Annotated in this window: 19 protein-coding genes; 4 read left to right on the forward strand and 15 right to left on the reverse strand. The window is 67.2% G+C overall.

Features of this window, described 5'->3' with window-relative positions:
• The 4 genes from IE122_RS11890 (at position 1) to IE122_RS11905 (ending at position 4,223) form a co-directional block, all read left to right on the forward strand.
• Positions 1-558, forward strand: a complete 558-nt coding sequence (locus IE122_RS11890; RefSeq protein WP_189621384.1) for an RNA polymerase sigma factor — start codon at positions 1-3, stop codon at positions 556-558.
• Between the two features lie 26 nt (positions 559-584).
• Positions 585-2,333, forward strand: coding sequence for a copper resistance system multicopper oxidase (locus tag IE122_RS11895; protein ID WP_189621385.1), 1,749 nt, complete (start codon positions 585-587; stop codon positions 2,331-2,333).
• The gene (locus IE122_RS11900; RefSeq protein ID WP_189621417.1) at positions 2,333-3,346 is read left to right on the forward strand and encodes a copper resistance protein B; all 1,014 of its coding nucleotides are present in this window, start codon (positions 2,333-2,335) and stop codon (positions 3,344-3,346) included. Before IE122_RS11895 ends, IE122_RS11900 begins: the two co-directional genes overlap by 1 nt.
• A 154-nt stretch (positions 3,347-3,500) precedes the next feature.
• Positions 3,501-4,223 carry a copper resistance protein B gene (locus tag IE122_RS11905; RefSeq protein WP_189621386.1) on the forward strand — a complete coding sequence of 241 codons (723 nt, stop codon included), beginning with the start codon at positions 3,501-3,503 and terminating at the stop codon, positions 4,221-4,223.
• A gap of 12 nt (positions 4,224-4,235) precedes the next feature.
• On the opposite strand, the gene IE122_RS11910 is transcribed toward IE122_RS11905, so the two are convergent.
• From IE122_RS11910 to IE122_RS11980, 15 genes are all read right to left on the reverse strand, one after another.
• Positions 4,236-5,384 carry a M20 aminoacylase family protein gene (locus IE122_RS11910; protein WP_189621387.1) on the reverse strand — a complete coding sequence of 383 codons (1,149 nt, stop codon included), beginning with the start codon at positions 5,382-5,384 and terminating at the stop codon, positions 4,236-4,238.
• A 19-nt stretch (positions 5,385-5,403) separates the two neighbouring features.
• A complete protein-coding gene (locus IE122_RS11915) occupies positions 5,404-5,889 on the reverse strand; it encodes an Lrp/AsnC family transcriptional regulator (protein ID WP_189621388.1) in 486 nt (161 codons plus the stop codon).
• 23 nt (positions 5,890-5,912) lie between these two features.
• Positions 5,913-7,322 carry an aspartate aminotransferase family protein gene (locus tag IE122_RS11920; protein ID WP_189621389.1) on the reverse strand — a complete coding sequence of 470 codons (1,410 nt, stop codon included), beginning with the start codon at positions 7,320-7,322 and terminating at the stop codon, positions 5,913-5,915.
• Positions 7,323-7,458: 136 nt separating this feature from the next.
• Positions 7,459-8,538: a tartrate dehydrogenase gene (locus IE122_RS11925; RefSeq protein ID WP_189621390.1), complete on the reverse strand. Its 1,080-nt coding sequence runs from the start codon at positions 8,536-8,538 to the stop codon at positions 7,459-7,461.
• Positions 8,539-8,545: 7 nt separating this feature from the next.
• Positions 8,546-10,006, reverse strand: coding sequence for an NAD-dependent succinate-semialdehyde dehydrogenase (locus tag IE122_RS11930; protein WP_189621391.1), 1,461 nt, complete (start codon positions 10,004-10,006; stop codon positions 8,546-8,548).
• Entirely contained in the window at positions 10,003-10,857 is an 855-nt protein-coding gene (locus tag IE122_RS11935) for a GNAT family N-acetyltransferase (RefSeq protein ID WP_189621392.1), read from the reverse strand. Before IE122_RS11935 ends, IE122_RS11930 begins: the two co-directional genes overlap by 4 nt.
• A gap of 123 nt (positions 10,858-10,980) precedes the next feature.
• Positions 10,981-12,816 carry an ABC transporter ATP-binding protein gene (locus IE122_RS11940; RefSeq protein ID WP_189621393.1) on the reverse strand — a complete coding sequence of 612 codons (1,836 nt, stop codon included), beginning with the start codon at positions 12,814-12,816 and terminating at the stop codon, positions 10,981-10,983.
• Positions 12,813-13,637 carry an ABC transporter permease gene (locus tag IE122_RS11945; RefSeq protein ID WP_189621394.1) on the reverse strand — a complete coding sequence of 275 codons (825 nt, stop codon included), beginning with the start codon at positions 13,635-13,637 and terminating at the stop codon, positions 12,813-12,815. The genes IE122_RS11940 and IE122_RS11945 overlap by 4 nt, the downstream gene beginning before the upstream one ends.
• Entirely contained in the window at positions 13,634-14,614 is a 981-nt protein-coding gene (locus IE122_RS11950) for an ABC transporter permease (RefSeq protein ID WP_229814069.1), read from the reverse strand. The genes IE122_RS11945 and IE122_RS11950 overlap by 4 nt, the downstream gene beginning before the upstream one ends.
• Complete coding sequence (locus IE122_RS11955) at positions 14,614-16,170, reverse strand: ABC transporter substrate-binding protein (RefSeq protein WP_189621395.1); 1,557 nt, start codon at positions 16,168-16,170, stop codon at positions 14,614-14,616. The genes IE122_RS11950 and IE122_RS11955 overlap by 1 nt, the downstream gene beginning before the upstream one ends.
• Positions 16,171-16,282: 112 nt before the next feature.
• The gene (locus IE122_RS11960) at positions 16,283-16,975 is read right to left on the reverse strand and encodes a haloacid dehalogenase type II (RefSeq protein ID WP_229814071.1); all 693 of its coding nucleotides are present in this window, start codon (positions 16,973-16,975) and stop codon (positions 16,283-16,285) included.
• A gap of 174 nt (positions 16,976-17,149) precedes the next feature.
• Positions 17,150-18,079: a 2-hydroxyacid dehydrogenase gene (locus tag IE122_RS11965; protein ID WP_229814073.1), complete on the reverse strand. Its 930-nt coding sequence runs from the start codon at positions 18,077-18,079 to the stop codon at positions 17,150-17,152.
• Positions 18,076-19,152, reverse strand: coding sequence for a PepSY-associated TM helix domain-containing protein (locus IE122_RS11970; protein ID WP_189621396.1), 1,077 nt, complete (start codon positions 19,150-19,152; stop codon positions 18,076-18,078). Before IE122_RS11970 ends, IE122_RS11965 begins: the two co-directional genes overlap by 4 nt.
• An 88-nt stretch (positions 19,153-19,240) precedes the next feature.
• On the reverse strand, positions 19,241-21,415 hold the full coding sequence (locus tag IE122_RS11975; RefSeq protein ID WP_189621397.1) for a TonB-dependent siderophore receptor: 2,175 nt from the start codon (positions 21,413-21,415) through the stop codon (positions 19,241-19,243).
• Positions 21,416-21,847: 432 nt separating this feature from the next.
• Entirely contained in the window at positions 21,848-22,234 is a 387-nt protein-coding gene (locus IE122_RS11980; protein ID WP_189621398.1) for a hypothetical protein, read from the reverse strand.
• Positions 22,235-22,256: the final 22 nt, after the last annotated feature.

Here is a 22,256-nt window from a genome sequence, read left to right on the forward strand (position 1 = left end):
GTGCCAGGGGCGGACGGTCCTGACGCCGATGCCGTCGCCGCAGCGCTGGCCGGGCGCGACAGCGGCTACCGCGCGCTGCTCGATCGCCACCGCGCCAGCGTGTTCCGCTATGTTCGCGGCTATACCGGCGATGAAAGCGAGGCGCTGGACCTGACGCAGGATTGCTTCATCGCCGCCTTCGCGGCGCTGCGCCGTTATGACCCGACGCGCCCGTTCCGGCCCTGGCTGATGCGGATCGCGGTCAACAAGTGCCATGACTGGTCGCGCCGCCGCGCGGTGCGCCGGATGTTCGCCTGGGCCCAGCCGCTGGATGCCGCGCTCGACATTGCCGACAGCGCGGCCGATCCTGAAGCAGCGCTGGCATCGGCCCGCGAAATCAGCCGCATCCAGGCGGCCATCGCGGCGCTGCCGGTCACCTTGCGCGAACCGCTGCTGCTCTGCACGATCGAGGGGATGGCGCAGGACGAGGCAGCGGCGGTGCTCGGGATCAGCCGCAAGGCGGTGGAAACGCGCATTTACCGGGCACGGGAGAAATTGTCCCAAGTGCTTGAGGGATAGCGCTGCCGCTCGCGTAAACGAGGGCGATGCTGACCAAATCTCCCTTCGATCGTCGCCGCTTCCTCGCTCATGGGACGGTCCTTGCCGCCGGCCTCGGGACAGCCGGCCTGTTCCCCGCCTGGGCGCGCTCCGGATCGGCCGGGCTGCGCACGCCCGATGTGCTTTCGGGCGATACGATTGCCCTGACGATCGCGGAAAACCATTTCGCCACCGGCGGCCGCTCGGCCCATGCGGTCATGGTCAACGACACCCTGCCCGCACCGCTGATCCGGCTGCGCGAAGGGCAGACGGTCAGGATCGCGGTGACCAACCGGCTGGCCGAGCAGACCTCGATCCACTGGCACGGGCTGCTGGTTCCGTTTCAGATGGACGGCGTGCCCGGCGTCAGCTTCCCCGGCATCGATCCGGGCCAGACCTTCACGTATGAATTCCCGGTCATCCAGGCCGGCACTTACTGGTATCACAGCCATTCCGGCATGCAGGAAGCGGTGGGCCTGTTCGGCCCACTGGTGATCGACCCCCGCGACGGTCCGGCGGATGCCTGCGAGCGCGAGCATATCCTCGTGCTGTCGGACTGGAGCCCGATGCATCCGCACGAACAGCTCCGGCGGCTCAAGCTGATGGGCGGCTATTTCAACCGTCAGAAACAGACGCTGGCCGGATTGCTGGCGGGGAAGGACCAGCCGCTCAAGGACCGGCTCGAATGGGCCAAAATGCGGATGGACCCGACCGATATCTCCGATATCACCGGGGTAACATACAGCTACCTCGTCAACGGCCACGGCACGGCGGAGAACTGGACCGGCCTGTTCGCGCCGGGCGAGCGGGTGAAGCTGCGCGTCATCAATGCCTCGGCGATGACCAACTTCAACTTCCGCATCCCCGGCCTGCCGCTCACCGTGGTGGCGGCGGACGGCTTGCCGGTGCAGCCGGTGGAAACCGACGAAGTCCAGATCGCCATCGCCGAGACGTATGATTTCATCGTTACCCCCGGTGCCGAGCCGGCCTATGGCGTGATCGCCGAGGCGATCGACCGGTCAGGCCAGGTCCGCGCCACGCTCGCCCGTTCCGAAGGGTTGGTTGCCCCGGTGCCCACAATCCGCAAGCGGCCGCTGCTGACCATGCGCGACATGGGCATGGACATGGCCGGGATGGACATGGGCACGAACGGCGAGATCGACCTCAGCAAACCTGCCAACGACAGCATGTCCGGCCATTCGATGTCGATGCGCGATCCCTCGGTCGCCCCGCAAGTTCCGCTGGGCCCGGGCGTCGCCACGCTTTCGCCGATGCCGGTCGATCGGCTGGCTGACCGGCCGACCGGGCTGGAGGACGTGGACCACCGGGTGCTGACTTATGCGGACCTGCGTTCGCGCGAAGCCAATCCCGATCCCCGCGTCCCCACCCGCCAGATCGATGTCCACCTGACCGCCAACATGGAGCGCTACATGTGGTCGCTCGACGGCGTAGCGCTGAGCGAGGGGGCCCAGCCGATCCCGTTCCGGCTGGGCGAGCGGGTGCGGGTCAACCTCATCAACGATACCATGATGCCGCACCCGATCCACCTCCACGGCCATTTCTTCGAACTGGTGACCGGCGAGCCCGGCCACCGGCCGCGCAAGCACACCGTCAATGTGCTGCCGGGCGGCAAGGCTTCGTTCGATCTCACCGCCGACGGCGAGGGCGACTGGGCGTTCCACTGCCACATGCTGCACCACATGCACTCCGGGATGATGCGCATCGTCACCGTCCGCCGCGAAGGGGGTGCAGCGTGATGCGCCGCCCGTTCGCCGCCGCCCTGATCGCCGCGCCTGCCCTGCTGATCGCAACGCCAGCCCTGGCACAGGACGCGACCGATCCGCATGCCGGAATGGATCATGGCTCGATGAATATGTCCGGAATGGACCATTCCGGGACGGATCACGCGGGCATGGACATGTCCGGGCCCGAGCCGGACGCCGCAGACGAGGGTGCCGAGAGCACTGCGGTCGCCGAACCTGCCGCCCACGCCGGGCATAACGCAGCATCGCCCCCCTCGGCCGCCGACACGCCCGGCAACGCCCCGCCGCCACCGGTGCCGGCCGACATGGCGGCAGAGGCATTCTATCCGCGCGCGGTCATGCAACGGTCGTTGAACGCAACGCTGGCGGAGATGCGCTTCCGGGGCAGCGCGGTGCAGGTGGATCAGCTCGAATATCGCGCCAACAACGGCAAGGACGGCTACGGCTTCGAAGGCATGGCGTGGTACGGCGGCGACATCGATCGCGCGGTGCTGGGCTTTCGCGGCGAAGGCGCTTTCGGCGAAACGCCCGAGACGTTGGAGCTCTCCGGAACCTGGCGGCACGCGCTCGATCCCTGGTACAACCTCCAGTTGGGCTTGCGGCAGGACCTGGGCACCGGACCAGACCGGACCTATGCGCTGATCGGGATAGAAGGACTGGCACCTTACTGGCTCGAAGTCGATGGCCAGTTGCTGCTTTCGAACAAGGGCGATGTCCGGGCGCGGGCCGGGGTTGCCACCAACCTGCGGATCACCAATCGCCTGATCCTCGAACCGGAAGCCGAGATCGACCTGGCATTCCAGGACATCCCCGAAATTGCCATCGCCAGCGGTCTGGAGAAGATCGAGCTATCAGCGCGCCTGCGCTACGAATTCAGCGGCATGTTCGCGCCCTATGTCGGCGTGTTCTGGGAACGCAAGCTGGGCGACACGGCGCGGCTGGCACGCGCGCAGGGTGAAGGTGCCGGCACCGTTTCCGCTGCGGCCGGGGTGCGCTTCGCCTTCTGATGGCCTGGCGGGAAGGCCCTACAGAGCGCTCCTGAACCCCGCATAGCGGCGGAAAACCGGATATGCCGTGCCCCGGCCGGGCGACAGCATCACGGACCCGCCGTGCCCGTGAGTAGGGCAGCACATTCTGCCGCAGGCTGGCCAATCTGGCACCATGATCCCTGGCCGCTTCCTGTCCGCGCTGTCCCGATGCTGCCTTGCGCTGGGCCTGGGATGGGGCGCATCGGTCACGAACAGCGCCCACGCCGAAACGCAGACCACCGGGCTGGTCGAGCTGTTCGAAATGCATGTTGGCGAGGATGTCGACCAGATGCTTTTCAGCACCACCTTCGTGACCGGCGACGACCGCCATGGCGCGACGCTGATGGTGGATGGTGGCGGCGATGTCGGCCCGCGTATAAAGGAGGTGATCGGTCACCTCCTCTATACTCTCAACCCGCAGGGCAATCAGCAACTCCTGATCGGCATTCGCCAGGATTTCCGCGATGGCCCGGACCTCAGTCACGCGGCGCTTGGCGTCAGCGTCAACCTGGGGACAGTGCTGAGCGCGGAGCATTACCTCTATCTCTCCGAAAGGGGCAATGTCACGGGTTCGGCAGAGGTTGTGGGCTATATCAAGGCCGGTCCCGCCGTCACCATCGAGCCGCGCGTCTCGATAGGCTGGGCCCCTTCCGGCATTCGCGCCGAAGACACCGGTGCAGGGTTCACCGACATGGCGGCAGCATTGCGCGTGCGTCGCCAGCTAGGCCCGGTATTCAACCTCTATGCCGGCGTAATCCACGAGCGTCTGCTCGGCCGCACGCGCGTCATCGCATCGGCGAATGGCGATACCAGGAACACCACGCGGCTGATAATCGGGATGGGGGCCAGCTTCTGACCGGCAATCGGGTCAGTCGGCCAGCCAGTGCCGTGCCAGCGCCACGTGCAGCCGGATGCCGGTTTCCATCACGTCATCGTTGAAATCGTAATGCGGGTTGTGCAGCGGCGGCGGATTCTCACCCCGTCCCTGCCCCAGCCACAGATATGCGCCGGGCCGCTGCTGAAGCATGAACGAGAAATCCTCCGACGTCGCCGCCGGTTCGCGCGCGAGCAACGCCTCGCCCACGCTTGCGGCGATAGTCAGCGCATCGTGCGCGGCGGCGGGATCGTTGATCGTCGCCGGATAGTAGCGATCGTAATCAAAGCGCGCGGTCACTTCGAACGAAGCTTCGATGCCGCGCAGGATCTGGCGCATGCGTTCCTCGATCCGGTCCTGCACCGCTGGATCGAAGCTGCGCACGGTGCCGCCGACGCGGACCGAGGCGGGCAGCACGTTGTGGGCGTGGCCACCATGGATCTCCGTCACCGACAGGACCGCGTTGGCCGACGGCGGCACATCGCGGCCGATCACGGTGTTGAGTTGCTGGACCAGGCTGGCGGCGGCAAGGATGGTGTCGGGCGTATCGTGCGGCAGCGCGGCGTGGCCGCCCCGGCCGACGATCTCGATCGCGAACTTGTCCGCCGCGCCCATGATGGGGCCGGGGCGGGTGGCGATGGTCCCTGCCGGCAGCGCGGGCCAGTTGTGCAGGGCATAGACGCGCTCGCAGTCGAACCGTTCGAACAGCCCGTCCTCGATCATCGCCCGCGCGCCGCCCAGCCCTTCCTCGGCGGGCTGGAAGATGAAGTGGACCGTCCCGGAAAACTGCGGATCACGCGCCAGGACTTGCGCGGCACCGAGCAGCATGGCGACATGACCATCGTGGCCGCAGCCGTGGAAACAGCCCGGCACCGTGCTTTGCCAGGCAAGGCCGGTGCGTTCCTCGATCGGCAGCGCGTCCATGTCGGCGCGCAGGCCGAGCGTGCGCGGGCCGTGGCCTGCGCGCAGCACGCCGACCACGCCCGTACCGCCGATCCCTTCATGCACCTCCAGCCCGGTCTCGCGCAGCACCTTGGCGATCCGCGCGGCGGTGCCGTGTTCGGCAAAGCCCAGTTCGGGGCGTGCGTGGATATCGCGGCGCAGCGCCACCAGCGGGGCGAGCAGCGGGGTGATTTCGTTCATGCGGGCGCGGGTCCGGTGCTCATTCGCCGAACAGGTTCTGGATCGGGAAGTGGTGCTTGATGAAAGGGCTCTTGATGACGACGTAGCTGAAGTATTTCTCGATGCCGTAATCGCTCTCCAGCATCTCCTCGATGATCGCCTGATAGTGGGCGACGCCGCGGGCGACGAACTTGAGCAGATAATCGTAGCCGCCGCTGACAAGGTGGCATTCGACCACCTCGTCCAGCTTGGCGATGCGCATCTCGAACCGGGAAAAGTCACCCCGGCGGTGTTCGCTGAGCGTGACTTCGGTGAAGACGGTCAGGAACTCGCCCAGCTTGTTGAGATTGATGTGGGCCCCGTAGCCGGTGATATAGCCCGCGCTCTCCAGCCGCTTGACCCGGGTCAGGCAGGGGCTGGGCGAAAGCCCCACCGCATCCGACAACTCGACATTGGTGATCCGGCCCGATTGCTGGAGCTTGGCGAGGATCTTGAGATCGATGCGATCGAGCTTGGGGCCGAACATTGCTGATTTTCCCGCCTTTTTCTTCAGACCACGGCGCTGCGTATATCGGGCATATCGAGCAGTTGGTCGAGCGACGTTTCCACCCGTTCGAATATAACCGCCATCTCGTCCTCCGAACAGCACAGCGCCGGGGCGAAGCCGATGACCGCGTTCGCGAAACAGCGCACGATGACGCCGTTGTCCCAGGTCAGCTTGCCCAGCCTGCCGCCGATATCGAGCGCGGGATCGAACCCGGCCCGGGTCGCCTTGTTGCTGACCAGTTCGATCGCGCCAAGCATGCCGCGCCCGCGCGTATCGCCGACCAGCGGGTGGGCGCGGATGCGATCGAGATGGGCGGCAAAGGCGCGGCCGGTGCGCACGCCGTTTTCCAGCAGGCCGTTCTCGTAAAGGCGGATCACCTCCAGCGCCACGGCGGCGCTGACCGGGTGGCCGGAATAAGTGAAGCCATGGCCCACCGCCAGTTCGGGCGGAGCGGAATCGGCGATCGCCTGATAGACGTGGTCGGCCATGAACACCGCACCCATCGGCGCGTAGCCGGCGGTCAGCCCCTTGGCCACGGTCATGAAATCGGGCGATACGCCCTCGTCGTCGCAGGCGAACATCGGGCCGGTGCGGCCGAACCCGGTGATCACTTCATCGACCAGCATCAGGATGCCGAGCCGGTCGCAGCATTCGCGCAGCGCCTTGAGCCAGCCGCGCGGCGGCACGATGACCCCGCCCGATCCCTGGATCGGCTCGCAGCAGAACGCAGCGACGTTCTCCGCCCCCAGCTCCGCCACTTTGGCTTCCAGCGCGGCCACGGTGGAGGCGATCACCGCCGCATCGTCATCGCCTTGCGGGTGGCGATAGGGATAGGGCGAGGCAATATGGTGCTGCCACGGGCGCGGCAGATCGAAGCCGCGATGGAACGCGGGCAGCGCAGTCAGCCCGGCCCCGGTCGAGCTGGAGCCGTGATAGCCCCAGTCGAGAGCGACGAACTGCTTCTTGGCCGGTTTGCCGATGGCGTTGAAATAATGGGTGATATAGCGGATCGCGCTGTCCACCGCGTCCGAACCGCCGAGCGTGAAGTAGACGTGATCGAGCCCGGGCGGGGTCAGCGCGGTCAGCTTTTCGGCCAGCAGGATCGTCGGCTCGCTGCCGAAATGGAAGTAGCCGGTGGCATAAGGCAGCTTGCGCATCTGCTCGGTCGCGGCGGCGACGATCGATTCCTGGCCATAGCCGACATTGACGCACCACAGCCCGGCGAAAGCGTCGATCACGCGCTTGCCGTCGATATCGGTCAGCCACATCCCGTCGCCCGACGCCAGCACGCGCGCCCCGTGGGCTTCGTGGCCGCGAAACGAGGTGACCGGATGGATCAGGTGGGCGCGATCGAGATCGACCAGCGAGCGGTTGGAGAGTGTGGCGGTCTGGGCGTGCGGCGTATTGTGCATGCCGCCGATGCTACGCCTGCCGATCAGGGGGATGCGCTGAAAACGACATTTCCCGAAGGCTGGGGAAGGGTCTGTCCCGGCCGAGGCGGCATTTTCTGCCGCCGCCCGGCCGGGGCGTTTCGCGGGCGGGGCCGCGTCAGCCGATCAGGCTGGCGATGGCCTTGCCGCAGGCCTCCGTACTGGCGGAACCGGACAGGTCGCGGGTGCGGCCGTTGTCGCTGACCAGCGTCGCCTCGATCGCGCCCATGATGGCAGCGGCAGCCTCTGCCTCGCCCAGATGCTCCAGCATCATCACGGCGGACCACACTTGCCCGACCGGATTGGCGATGCCCTGCCCCGCAATATCGGGAGCCGAACCGTGGACCGGTTCGAACAGCGACGGGAAACGCCCGTCCGGGTTGATGTTGGCCGAAGGCGCGACGCCGATGGTACCGGTGCAGGCCGGGCCAAGGTCGGACAGGATATCGCCGAACAGGTTGGAGGCGACCACCACGTCGAAGCGCTGCGGGTTCATCACGAACTGCGCGGTCAGGATATCGATGTGGTACTTGTCATGCGTCACGCCCGGATATTCCGGCGCGATCGCTTCCACCCGCGCATCCCAGAACGGCATGGTGATGGCGATGCCGTTGGACTTGGTCGCACTGGTCAGGTGCCGGCGCTCGCGCTTCGACGCGAGATCGAAAGCGTAGCGCAGCACGCGATCCACGCCGTGGCGGGTCATCACCGTTTCCTGGATCACGATCTCGCGATCGGTACCGGGGAACATGTGCCCGCCGACCGAACTGTATTCGCCCTCGGTATTCTCGCGCACCACCCAGAAATCGATATCGCCCGGCTTGCGACCGGCCAGCGGGCAAGGGACACCGGGCATCAGCCGCACCGGGCGCAAGTTGACGTACTGGTCGTATTCACGGCGGAACTGCAGCAGCGATTGCCACAGCGAAATGTGGTCAGGCACGGTATCGGGCCAGCCCACCGCACCGAAGAACAGCGCATCGACCCCGTCCAGCCGCGCCTTCCAGTCATCCGGCATCATCTGGCCATGGCGGGCGTAATAATCGCAGCAGGCGAAATCGTGCCATTCAAGGTCCAGCGTGAAACCGAACGCCGCAGCGGCGGCTTCCAGCGCGCGCACGCCTTCGGGCATGACTTCCTTGCCGATCCCGTCACCGGGGATGACGGCGATGCGATAGCGGCGGTCGGTGTTGGTCATGATCGTCTCAATGTTCCAGCCCGCCGATGTGGAAGGCCTTGGTTTCCAGATATTCCGCGATGCCGTGCGTACCGCCTTCGCGGCCCAGCCCCGATTGCTTGACACCGCCGAACGGGGCCATTTCCATCGCGATCGTGCCGGTGTTGAGCGCGACCATCCCCGCCTCCAGCGCCTCTGCCACCCGGAAGCTGCGCGACAGGTCGCGGGTGTAGAAATAGGCGGCAAGGCCGAACGGCGTGTCATTGGCCATGGCGACGGCATCGGCTTCCGCGCCGAAGCGGAACAGCGGCGCGACCGGCCCGAAGGTTTCCTCGGCGCACAGCCGCATGTCCGGCCCCGCGCCGCCGATCACCACCGGGCGCACGAAATTGCCACCCTCGCGCCCGCCCGCGCGGGCGATCACCCGGCCGCCTTTGTCCAGCGCATCGGCGATGTGGGCATGGACCTTGTCCACGGCCGCCCCGTTGATCAGCGGCCCGATCGTGGCGGCGGGATCGAACCCGTCCGCCACGTGCAGCGCCTCCACGGCCGCAGAGAGCCGCTCAGCAAAAGCATCGTAGATGCCGTCCTGCACGAAGATGCGGTTCGCGCAGACGCAGGTCTGTCCGGCGTTGCGGAACTTGCTCGCCATGGTCGCCTTCACGGCAAGGTCGACATCGGCATCATCGAACACGATCAACGGCGCGTTGCCGCCCAGTTCCAGGCTGACCCGCTTGATGGTGCGCGCGCACTGCGCCATCAGCAGCGAGCCGACGCGGGTGGAGCCGGTGAACGACAGCTTGCGCACATCCGGGCTGGCGGCGAACGTCTCGCCGATCGCCTGCGGCGCGCCGGTCACCACGTGGATCAGCCCGGCCGGAATCCCGGCTGCCAGCGCCAGGTCGGCCAGCGCCAGCGCGGTGAACGGGGTGAATTCCGAAGGTTTGATGATGACCGGACAGCCCGCCGCCAGCGCGGGAGCGCACTTGCGGGTGATCATCGCCGCAGGGAAATTCCACGGCGTGATGATCGCGCTGGGCCCCACCGGTTGCGACAGGACGATGATGCGGCGGTCGCGCTCGGGCGCGGCCACGCTGCGCTCGCCCACGCGGCGGCCTTCCTCGGCGAACCACTTGATGAAGCTGGCGGCATAGCGGATCTCGCCCTGCGCCTCGGCCAGGGGCTTGCCCTGCTCGGCGGTCATGATCCGCGCCAGATCGGCCACGTTCTCGATGACCAGCGTGAACCACTTCTCGACGATCAGCGCGCGTTCGCCGGCAGTGCGCGCGCGCCACTCCGGCCATGCGGCCATCGATGCATCGATCGCCGCCTGCGTCTCCGCAGCCCCGCAGGCCGGCACCTGCCCGACCAGGCTGCCGTCCGAAGGATTGGTCACGGCGATGGTTTCGCCCGAAGCGGCGGCGATCCATTCGCCATTTACCAGCGCGGCCTGCCGCAGCAGTGCGGGGTTATCGAGTTCCAGCATCATCCGAACGCCTGTCCCATCACCGCGAACACCTTGCCGGTGCCGCGCGGCACCGGTGCGGGGCCGCGCACCATAGTGGTCACCGACCCGACGCAGGGCAGGCCGATATCTTCGAGCCATTGCGACAGGCCGCTATCGCCGTCCACGTCCATCCGGCAGAACTTGCCCGCCTTGGCCCCGAGCCAGTGGGTGACCAGCGCCTGCGCCCCGGCAAGGTCCTGGGCGACGACCGGGGCCACCACCCGCCCGCGCCCGAACCGGCGCAGCAGCGAGAAGCCGACCGGCTCGTGTTCGCGGGTCAGGATGGTCGCCTGGCTGTCGCGCATGACCCGCTCCATGAACGCGGTGCGGTCCATCCCGACGGCTTCGTTGTACATCCGGATGAGCGCCGCCCCGTCCATGCCCAGCGGCCGCACCCGTTCCCCGGCACGCAGCGGCGCCAGCGGCATGGTCGGCGCCAGCCCCTGATGCTGGCGCACCGTGGCAAGCGGCACGAAGCCGACGCGGGTGTAGAGCGGCAGGCCGTCGGCGGTGGCGTTGAGCATCACCGTATAGTCATCGAGCCGGGCCAGCATCGCTTCCATCAGCTTGCGGCCGATCCCCGCGCCCTGCCGGTTCGGCGTGACGATCACCATGCCGATCGAGGCGACGTTGTCGCCAAATCGCCAGCCCATGATCGAGCCGACGATCTCGCCGTCGCTTTCGGCGACGATGCCTTCGCCCAGCTCGAAGAACAGTTCCCAGTCCTCCATCCGATGCGGCCACGACTGCTCGGCGGATAACTCCTCCGCGCGCGGCAGGTCCTCCGCCGTCATCGCGCGCAGGGTCAGGGAGAGCGGTACGGCAACGGTCATCGGAGCGGCTCCGTCAGGGGTTGAGGACGATCGGGTCAACGGGGGTCAGCCCCGCCGGGGCCTTGGCGCTTATCCCACAAGCCCTGGCAGGGGCTGCTGGTTTCGAACGATTTTCGCAAGATTCTAGCGCGAGGCATCGCCCGGCCCTCCGGCGCGGTGGCACAGGATCGCCCGCCCGTCATCCACGTGGAGCGGCGGCGGGTTGCTGTCGCACAGGCCGCCGATCGCCACCGGACAGCGCGGCAGGAAGCGGCACAGCTCGGGCGCGATCGCGCTGACGGCCAGCGCCGGACCGGCCGCCGCAGCGCGGGTCGCCAGCCAGGTCGGGTCCATATCGGGCACCGAATCGATCAGCAGCCGGGTGTAGGGGTGATGGCTGTGGCCATCGAACGCCGCCTTGGGGCAGCGCTCCACCGCGCGCCCGGCATAGAGCACGAGGATCTCGTCGCAGAAGGCGCGCACGGTCGAGATGTCGTGACTGATGAACACCGTGGCGATGCCCAGTTCGCGGCGCAGTTCGTCGATCAGGTCGAGGATCGCCGCCCCCACCACGGTATCCAGCGCCGAGGTCACCTCATCGCACAGCAGCACATCGGGTTCGGCGGCCAGCGCGCGGGCGAGGTTGACGCGCTGCTTCTGCCCGCCCGAAAGCTCGGTACTGCGGCGGTCGGCCAGCGCGCGCGGCAGGCGGATCAGATCGAGCAGTTCGTCCACCCGCGCATGAGCCGCAGCACCCTTGAGACCATGATAGAACGCCAGCGGCCGGGCGATGATATCGCGCACCGTCTGCGCCGGGTTGAGCGCGGTATCGGCGTTCTGGAACACGAGCTGGATGCGGCGCAACTGCTCGCGGCTGCGCTGGGCCATGGCACGCGGCAGCGGTTGGCCCTCCAGCAGCACCTCACCCGAAGCGGCAGGCAGCAGGCCGGCGATGACCCGCGCCAGCGTGGACTTGCCGCTCCCCGATTCGCCGATCACCCCCAGCGTCGATCCGCGCCGCACCGTGAAGCCGACATCGGCCAGGATCGGCGTTGCCGGCATGCCGCGAACGATGCGGCCATAGCCGGCATGGATGCTGTCGACCGTCAGCACCTTGTCCAGCGCCGCATCCGCCGTGGGCCGTATGGCGGGCCGGGCGGCGGCCAGCAGGGTGCGGGTATATTCGCTTTGCGGGGCGGTCAGGATGCGCGCGCTGTCGCCCTGTTCGACCATGCGCCCGTTCTGCAGGACCACAATGTGTTCGGATACCTGCGTCACCACCGCCAGATCGTGGCTGACATAGACGGCGGTCGCACCGCTCTCGGCGATGGCGGCCTTGAAGGCGCGCAGCACTTCGACCTGGGTGGTCACGTCGAGCGCGGTGGTCGGCTCGTCGAGGATGACCAGTTCCGGGCCGGTGATCAGCGCCATCGCGGCCATCAGCCGCTGGAGCTGCCCGCCCGAAACCTGATGCGGATAGCGATCGCCGATCGTCTCGGGCGAAGGTAGGGCAAGCGAGCGGAACAGCGCCACCGCCCTCGCCCGCGCTTCCTCGCGGCCGGCAAGGCCGTGAACCAGCAGCGGCTCGATGACTTGCGAGAGGATCGTACGCGACGGGTTGAACGCAGCGGCGGCGCTCTGCGCGATATAGGCGATGCGGCTGCCGCGCACCCCGCGCAGCGCCGACTGGCCCATCGCCGCGATATCCATGTCGCCCACACGCAGGCAATCGGCGGCGATCGTCGCGCCGAAGCGGGAAAAGCCCATCAGCGCCAGCGCGATGGTGGTCTTGCCCGATCCCGATTCGCCGATCAGCGCCAGCACTTCGCCGCGCGGAACGGCAAAACTGATATTCTCGACGATCGCCCTGCGCGTCCCGTCCGGCTGCGCGACGGTGATCGACAGGCCGCGAACTTCGACGGCGGCGGCGCTGGCGTCGGACGGGCCGGTCGCGGGCGGCGGGGCGAGTTCCACGGTCATGCCTTGCCTCCGGGCTTGAGCGCATCGATCAGCAGGTTCGCCCCCACCGTCAGGCTGGCGATCGCCAGCGCCGGGACGATGATCGCCGGGGCCGCCATCGGGAGGCCAGAGATATTCTCGCGCACCAGCGAACCCAGATCGGCATACGGCGGCTGCACGCCCAGCCCCAGGAAGCTGAGGCCCGACAGCAGGAGGACGACGAACACGAAGCGCAGGCCGGTGTCGGCCAGCAGCGGGTGGATCATGTTGGGCAGCACCTCGTAGCGGGCGATGTGGAACGCCCCCTCTCCGCGTGCGCGGGCCACCTGGACGAAATCCATGGCGACGAGGTTGATCGCCAGCGCCCGGGCGATGCGGTAATTGCCGGGGATATAGATGAACGCCGCGATCAGCAGCAGCAGCGTCAATGACGAGCCGAATGCCGCGACCAGCACCAGCGCGAAGATTTTGGACGGCATCGAGTTCAGGGTATCCATCGCCCGCGCCAGGATCTCGTCGGTCCAGCCGCCGCGAATGGCGGAGAACAGCGCCAGCGAAGTGCCGCCCAGCACCGCCAGCAGCGCCGCGCCGAGCGCCAGGAACACCGTGTAGCGCGATCCCCACAGCACCCGGCTCAGCACGTCACGGCCGAGGTAATCGCTGCCCAGCCAGAACGTCCGCCCCGGCCCGCTGAACACCTCCTGATCGATGAAAGCACCCACCGGATGCGGTGCCAGCGCCGGGCCGCCAACCGCGAGCACCAACCAGAACAGCACCAGCGCCAGGCCGATCCGGCCCGACAGGCGCATGTTGCGAACGCGCATGGCCAGCGCCCCGCTCATGCCCGCAACCTCGGGTTGGCGAGGATGGCGACGATATCCGCCACCAGCATCAGGGCGAGGTAGGTGGCGCAGAAGATCATCGCGCAGGATTGCAGCAAGGGCATGTCGCGGCTCGTAACGGCGTTGACCATCAGGCTGGCAAGGCCGGGGTAATTGAAGATCGTTTCCACCACCAGCGCGCCGCCCATCAGGTAGGAGAGCGAAAGCGCCATGGCGTTGATGACCGGGCCGATGGCGTTGGGCATCACATGGAACAGCACGATCCGGCCAAACGGAACGCCCTTGAGCCGCGCCATTTCGACATAGGGCCGGTCAAGCTGGTCGGCCACCGCCGCGCGCGTCATCCGCGCCATCTGGGCGACGACCACGCAGGTCAGCGAGAGCACCGGCAGCGCCAGCGCGCGCAGGGTTTCGGCCCAGCCGGTTTCGGGGGTGACCAGCGAGATCGACGGCAGCCACAGCAGTTTGACCGAGAAGGCCAGCACCGCCAGCGTGGCGATCAGGAATTCGGGTATCGCGACCAGCGACAGCGTGGCGATGTTGAGCGCGCTGTCGATGCGACCGCCCCGGTTGATCGCGCTGGCGATGCCGATCGTCAGCGCCAGCACGATCGAGATGAGGGCGGTGATCGCGGCCAGCAGCAGCGAATTGGGCAGGCGGTTGGCGATGATATCGCTGACCGGCATGTTGGCGACAAACGAGACCCCCGGATCGCCGTGGAGCAGCGCGCCAAGCCAGTGCACGAAGCGCACCGGGCCCGGCTGGTCCAGCCCCATCTCGTGGCGCAGCGCGGCGATCTGCGCCGGGGTGGCGCTCTGCCCCAGCAGTTCCTGCGCGGCATCGCCGGGGAGCAGGCTGCTGGCAACGAAGATCACCACTGACACGAGGAACAGCGTGAGCAGCGACGAGGCGATGCGCCCGGCGATCATCGGCAGCAGCCGGGCGGCGGCGGAGCGGGTGGGCGGGGCGGCGGTCATCAATCCTCCCAGCGCGCGAATTCGGCGAAGCGGTAGCCCATGAAGCCGCCCAGCGGGATCGGCTTGATGCCCTTCAACCGCTTGTCATACCCGTCGCACAGGCTGATGAAGACCGGGATGGCGATGCCGCACCGGTCATGCACCAGCCGCTGCATTTCGCCATACAGCTCGCCCCGGCGCACCTCGTCGGCCTCGCCGCGTGCCTCGGTCAGCAGACGGTCGAAGCGCTCGTTCTTCCACCCGCTCTCGTTCCATTCGGCATTCGACTGGAAAAACAGGCTGAATACCAGATCGGCGGTCGGGCGCGGGTTGTTGTTGCCGAAGGTCATCGCGTGGCGCATCCAGTGGGTGGACCAGTAGCCGTCCGCAGGCACGCGGTTGACCGCGAATTCCAGACCCACCTGCGATCCGTATTCCTGCAGGATCGATGCCATGTCCACCGAACCGGTCGCCGCCGGCGAACAGTAGAGCGGCAGGCGCAATCCGTTCAGGCCGCCGCGCCGGACGTGCCAGCGCGCCCGATCCAGATCGAGCACGGTCTGCGGCAGCTCGCGGTTGAAATAGGGCATCACCGGGGCCACCGGCTGATCGTTGCCCAGCATCGCGGTATTGCGGAACAGGGCGCGGTTGATCAGCGGCCGGTCCAGCATGTGCTTGACCGCCTGCACGAAGTCCGGGCTCGATGTCGGCAAGTGATCCTGCCGCATGATGAGGTTGGTATAGAGCGAGGACGGCGTAACCACCGCCTCGCAGGTGCCCGATGCCTCGATGCGCGGCAGCGAATGCGGGTTGATCGCGTGGATCGCATGGACATCCCCCGAAAGCAGCGCGTTGACGCGGCTGGTCTCGTCCGGGATGGCGATCAGCTCCACCTGTTCGAGGTGGGGGCGGCCGGGTATCCAGTATTCGCGGTTGCGCACGACCAGGGTGCGCACGCCGGGTTCGAACTGGGCGAGGCGATAGGCCCCGGTACCGGTCCCGTCCGGGTGATCCTGCCCCGCCTTGACGATCAGGAACTGCGCCTGCGCCAGCAGCGTGGGAAGATCGGCGTTGGCCCCGGTCAGGCGGATGGTGACGCCGTAGCGGCCATCGGCGCGCACCTCGGCGAACTGCGCGGCAATGGCGGCGATCTTGGAGGCGACCGCCGGATCGTTGTGCCGGCGCAGCGAGTGGACCACGTCGGCCGAGGTCAGCGGCGCGCCATCATGGAACCGCACCCCGCGCCGCAGGCGGAAGTGCCAGGTGATCCGGTCATCGCTGTCGAAGCTTTCCGCCAGCGCCGGCCGCGGGCGCAGACTGTCATCGTCGATGCTGGTGAGGCCGCTGTAGAGCATGTAATGGCGCACGTAATCGGTCGCCATCGCCCCCTTGGCCGGGTCCAGGGTATCCTTGGTGGACGCCGCCATGCTGGCCACCCGGATCGCGCCCGCGCCGGACGAGGCGGCCGCCGGACGGCGCTGCGGCGATGGCCCGCAGCCGCCCAGCGCCATCAGCCCGACCCCGGCCACGCCGGCTCCCAGCAGCTCGCGCCGTGACAGGATGCCCCTTGCGGTCATCGGCGGACGGTGCCGACCGGGCGGACGGAGCGCGGCCCCCAAGTCCCGCCCCGGCGGGGGAAGGGGGGATGCCGGGACGGGACAGGGTGGGACCGGGTGCGCGCCATTGCGGTCAGAGACCGACCACGGCCGGCAGGCAGCCGATGTGCGGAATCTCGACGTCGCGATAGTGATTGTTCGAAGGTTCGTGCCCACGACCGACGAACACCCGGCAACCGAAGCCAAGGTCGGTCGCCGTGTTCTGGTCGTAGCGGAAGCTGGATGACACATGCATCATCACTTCGGGCCCGCAGCCGAGCTGGTCGAACATGTATTCGAACGCCTGCATCCGCGGCTTGTAGGCCTGCGCGCTTTCGGCGGTGTAGACGCGGTGGAACGGCGCGCCGAGCAGCGCCACATTGCGGTCGATCTGCTCGTTCATCGCGTTCGACAGGATGACGAGCGGGATCTTGTCGGCGATCTTCGAAAGACCGCCGGGCACATCGTCATGCGGGCCCCAGGTCGGCACCGCATCGTAGAGCGCATCGGCATCGGCCTCGCGATATTCGACGCCGAACGCCTTCGCGGTGCGGCGCACGGCATTGCGCAGCAGTTCGCGATAGGGCTGCCAAGGCCCCATCGTCTCGTCGAAGCGATAGCTGGAGAACACGAAAGCCATGTGATCCAGCTTCTCCGCCGGGATGCGATCGGCGAAGAACGCGCGCGCCATCTCGGACATGCGGAACCGGATCAGCGTGCCGTAGCAGTCGAAACTGATGTACTGCGGACGGAACGCCAATGCGGCGGTGGTGCTGATGGTCGTCATAGCTTTCGTTCGATCCCCTGGCTTGGTCTTGCGGGTGCGCGTGGCTCCCGAAGATCCGCTTGGCTCTTGACGGGATAGGACCATCTCCGACCCGCAACTTGTGCCCGATTACACCGGGGCCGCAAAGCGTTCTGCGCCTTTGCCCGCCCCCATTCGGCAGGGTATGCCGCGCGCTCAATAGCCCCTGTCGCGGTCGATTTCCCCGTCCGGCCGCGCCCCGGCCATGACCACGCGGACATTGTCCATCAGGGCATGGACCGCGGTTTCTCGGCGGGTCACCCCGGCGATGTGCGGGGTCAGGAAAATCGCGGGATGCGTATAGAACGGATGACCTTCGGGCAGCGGCTCGGGGCTGGTCACGTCCAGCATCGCGGCGGACAACTGGCCCTCGTCGAGCGCCGCGATCAGATCGTCCTGCACCAGATGGCCACCGCGCGCGACGTTCACCAGCGAAGCGCCGCGCGGCAGTTTCGCGAACAGATCGCGGCACAGAATGCCGCGCGTGTCATCGGTCAGCGGCAGCAGGCAGACGAGGATGTCGCACTGCGCCAGGAACGTATCGAGCTGGCCCGCCCCGGCGTGGCACTGGACGCCTGGGATCGTTGCCCCGCTGCGGCTCCAGCCGTGGAGCCGGAAACCCAGCGGAGCCAGCGCCGCCAGCGACGCGCGCGCCAGTTCGCCCAGCCCCAGAAAGCCGACCGAGCGTTCCGAGCAAAGCCTGACCGGCCGATAACTCCAGCGCCCCGCCCGCTGCTCCGCGTGGAAAAACGGCAGGTCGCGGTGCAGGGCCAGGCAGGCCATCGCCACATACTGGGCCATGGTGGTGGTGATGCCCGGCTCGATCATCCGCACCACCCGCACATGCGGGGGCAGGAGCGACAGGTCGAGCTGGTCCACCCCGGCACCGATGCTGAACAGCACTTCGAGCGCGGGCAGCGCCGCGATCAGTTCGGGGGTCATCGTCCAGGCGACAAGATAGCGCACGTCCGCCGCATCGCCGATATCCGGCCAGCAGCGGAAATCGACCTCAGGCATGTCGCGGGCGAAGACATCGGCCCAGATACGGCCGCGTTCCTCGTCGCCGCAGTGAAGGATGGCAGTCACCGGGAAGCTCCTTGGTTAGGCGTGCGCGCACGGCGGGTGGCGCGGGCGCGCCACCATAGCAACGGGCCGCTGAGGCTCAGGAATACAAGCACCGCCGCTTCCAGCAGGATCACCAGCCGCCCGGCCATGCCAAACGTCTCGCCGGTGTGCAGCGGCAGCGCGGTGGTCCACAGCGCGGGGTTTTCGGCGGCGGGAACGCTGGCCAACACCACGCCGCTGCGGGCATCCACCCGCACCGTGTCGAAAGCGCGCGGGGCCTGCGATGCGGCGAACAGGTTCACGGCCAGCACGCCGTCGGCCCCGAAGCGGACATCGCGCAGGGGGGCATCGGGAAACTGTCGTGCGGCCAGCGCAATGGCGGCGTCAATGCGGGGATCGGCCAGGACAACCGGGGTCGGGCTGGGCACTGCACCCGGCGCGGCACCGGGCCAGGCCAGGTCGGGGATCGCCAGCGCCAGTCCGGTCATGGCGCTGAACAGCGCCACCACCGCCGCCATCGCACCGAAGCTGCGGTGCTGCTGGCGCAGGCGCAGCCGCGCGGGCAAACCCTTGCGGATCTTGAGCGCGGCCAACACCCGCCCGCGTCCCGGCCACCATTGCCACAGACCGGTACCCGCGATCAGCGCCAGCGCCACCCCGTTGAGGGTGACGATCACGAGCCCGGCGGACCCCGCCAGCAGTCGGTAGTGAAGCTGGAGCGCCAGCTCGAAAGGGAACCGCCACACCGTGCCGGCGGCCAGTACGCGGCCGTCGCCGGGATCGAGCGTGACGTAGCGCACGCGCCCGGCGGGATCGGAAAGCTGCGCGAATGCGGCGGCTTGCGGCACATCGGCGAAGAACAGCCGGGATACCTGGTAGCCGGGGAACGCACGCTCCGCCGCGTGGCGCAATGCCGAGACGGGAACGGCCGGGGCAGTGGCCGGGGTCCGGCACACCATGGCCGCAGGATCGGCAAGTCGCGCCAGCGGCGCGTGAAAGGCGAGCGCCATGCCGGTCAGCGCCTGCAACAGCAGCAACGGCGCGAAGACCAGGGCAAGCCGGCGGTGAAGGGCAAGAACAAAGGCCGGCTTCATGGCATCCCGCCCGCGAAAGTCACAAAATCAGGATACGGCCGCCGCCCCCTTGAGGGAAGGGAGCGGCGGACACGCGCTGGGACCTCGATCAGAACTTGAATTCGACGCGGCCGGTGATCGTGCGCGGCGTACCCGGCATGACCCAGTAGCGATGGTACGAAGCGGCATACCAGGTCACGTCGAACAGGTTGGTCACGTCAACGCTGAGCTTGACGCTTTCCGACGGCTCGTAGCTGGCGAGCGCGCGCACCAGGGTATAGTCCGGCAGGTAGAAGTCGGAACCGGTCTCACCCAGCCGCTTCGACACGTAGTTGACGCCGCCGCCCACGGTGAACCGGCCGGTCTCGCCCAGATCGAACGCCTTGGTGACCAGCAGGTTGGCCTGATGCTTGGGGATGTTGATCAGCGGATCGCCCTTTTCGATGGCGAGGCCGAATGCGGGGTCAGCCGCAGCGACGGCCCATTTCGCATCGGTGTAGGCGTAAGCGGCGTAGACGCTGATCTCGCCGGGCAGGCTGGCGTTGATGTCGGCCTCGATGCCCTTGCTGGTTGCCGATCCCCCGGCGATCGAGAAGCCCGAGTGGTCGGGGTTCGGATCGTTGGTCAGGATGTTCTTCTTCTTCATGCTGTAAGCGGCGAGCGTCGCGCTGATCTTCTTGTCGATCGACGTGAAGCGCAAGCCGGCCTCATAGGACTTGCTGGTCTCCGGCGCGAACGCATTGCCGAAGAAGTTAAGACCGCTGTTGGGGCGGAAGCCGGTACCATAGCCGCCATAGATGCTCAGCGTATCGGTGAGTTCGTAAAGCGCGCCGGCGGTCGGGCTGAAGCGCTTGCGGATCGCGATCTTGTTGTACAAGTCGTCGGTCGGTGCCTTGAGGTAGTTGGTCACGTCCTGCTTGAAGTGGTCGAAGCGGCCGCCGACGCGCAGCTTGAAATGGTCGGTGACGTCGATCTGGTCCTGGAAATAGACGCCCCAGGCCGATTGCACTTCGTGCGAGTCCTGCAGGAACGTGGTGGGTGTGACAACCTGGCCATAGACCGGATTGAAGATGTCGATCGCGTAGTTGGCTGCGGTGATGGGCGAGCCTGCCGTGTAGACGGGGCCGCGATAGCGGGTCTGGAACAGGTCTATCTTGAACTTGTCCCAGTCAGCACCGAGCAGCACGTGGTGCTTGAACGGGCCAGTGTAGAAGCTGCCGGAAATTTCACCCCGGAACACCATGTTGGTGGTGTCGTAATCGCGGAAGCGTCGCTGGCGGGACAGGATGTTGCCGGTCTCCTCCAGGGTCTGGCGACCACCGGCCAGTTCCGGATCGCTGGAATAGCCCTTGAAGCTGGTATCGCGATAGCCGAAGCCGCCCAGCAGCACCCAGCCTTGCGCGATTTCCTGCTGCAACTGCACCTGATGGCCCAGCACCTTCACCTTCGTCGGCCCGTCGCCGGGCTCGCCAAGGAAGGTCTTGCGGCTCATCACCCCAAGCTTGCCGTCCACCGCCACGACGCCGCGATCGAAATCGACTTCCTGATCGACGAACTCCATCTCGTAGGACAGGCTGGTGCTGGAAGAAGGCTGGAAGAGGATCGAGGGCGAGGCGACCTTCTTGCGCGAGCTGACCGTTTCACGGAAGCTGTCGGCCTCCTGCATCGCACCGTTCAGGCGGATGGCAACGGTATCGCTCACGCTCAGGTTGTAATCTCCTTCGACGCGATAGGTGTCATAACTGCCGCCGGACGCCGCGAAGCTGCCGAAGCTGTCGCCGATCTTGGCCTTCTTGGTGGTGATGTTGATCGTGCCGCCGGGCTCGCCACGGCCGAACACCGCGCCGTTCGGGCCTTTCAGCACTTCGATCTTCTCGATGTTGGAGGCATCGCGCGGGCCGCCATAGCCGCGCCCGCCGTTGAACCCGTTGACCAGGAAGCCGCTCGGGAAGTTCTCGTCACCGGCAAAGCCGCGGATGGCGAAGCTGTCCCACAGGCCGCCGAAGTTGTTCTGGCGGGCGACCCCGCTGGCCAGATCCAGCGCCGCGTCAAGACGGGTGATGTTGAGCTGCGAGAGCAGCTTGCCGTCGATCTCCTGGACCGACTGCGGTAGTTCCCTGAGCGGCACATCGCCGCGATACTGCTGGCGCTGGCCGATGACCGTGATGTCCGCGCCGGCGTCGGCGGCATCATCTGCGGCCTCCGCCCAGGCGGCACCAGGCAGCGCGACCATGGCGGCACTGGTGATAAGGACGGCGCGAACTGCTGACTTGCGAATGCTCATCGATACGATCCCTGTTTTGCCTGTTCCTACGTCCTGCAACGCATTCAGGAGCTGACTTTTCTTGGCCCGTTGCGGCGCTTTCGACCGCTTTTGCCGGGCTTGTCTATGTCTCCTGTCCTGATCGAGGCTATCCCGCCACGGACAAATCTTTGATCGTAAGGTGCCTGCCATGCGGCTGATTATAACGAATCGGTCGCGGCCGCCGCGCATTGTGCCGCCTATGCTGCAATTGCGAAATTTCCGAGTCTTCGGCGGGTTTTCGCCTGCTGAGGCCGAGCACCTTCATATGCTGCGACGCAGCATGATAGCTTCGCACAACCGATTGCCGTCATCCGCCCCGCGCGCACAAAAAAGCGGGCTCGCGCCGTCCGGCATGAGCCCGCTCAGGTCATGTCCCTGTGGGTCAGGGGAGGGTTCGGGTATGCGGGGCCTTCAGAGCGTGAAGGTCGCGAAGGTCTTGGTGCCGCTGGCCGTTTCGACCAGCGAGACGACGACCTTGGCCCCGGCCGCCGGCTTGAGCCCGGCGACGCTGAACTTGTTGGCACCGGTAACCGCCAGCGGGCTGGTGGTCTTCTGGGTGCCGGCGGTGACGATCAGCTTGCCGGTGAAGTCCTTGGCCGGCAGCGGCTCGTCTTCCTCGCTGATGTAGACGTCCACGCCCTTGGGGCCCTTGACGATTTCGAACAGCGTCTCGCCCGACATCTGCACCTTGCCGCCGTGCATCGGCTTCATGCTGCCGTGCGCGAACGACGTGGTGGCGAGCAGGCCGGCACCGCACAGCGCGGCGGCGGTCAGGGCGGCGATCTTCAAACGGTTCATGGAGTTTCTCCTGGGGGGAATT

The sequence above is a fragment of the Novosphingobium colocasiae genome, from assembly GCF_014652555.1.
In the GTDB taxonomy this organism is placed as follows: domain Bacteria; phylum Pseudomonadota; class Alphaproteobacteria; order Sphingomonadales; family Sphingomonadaceae; genus Novosphingobium; species Novosphingobium colocasiae.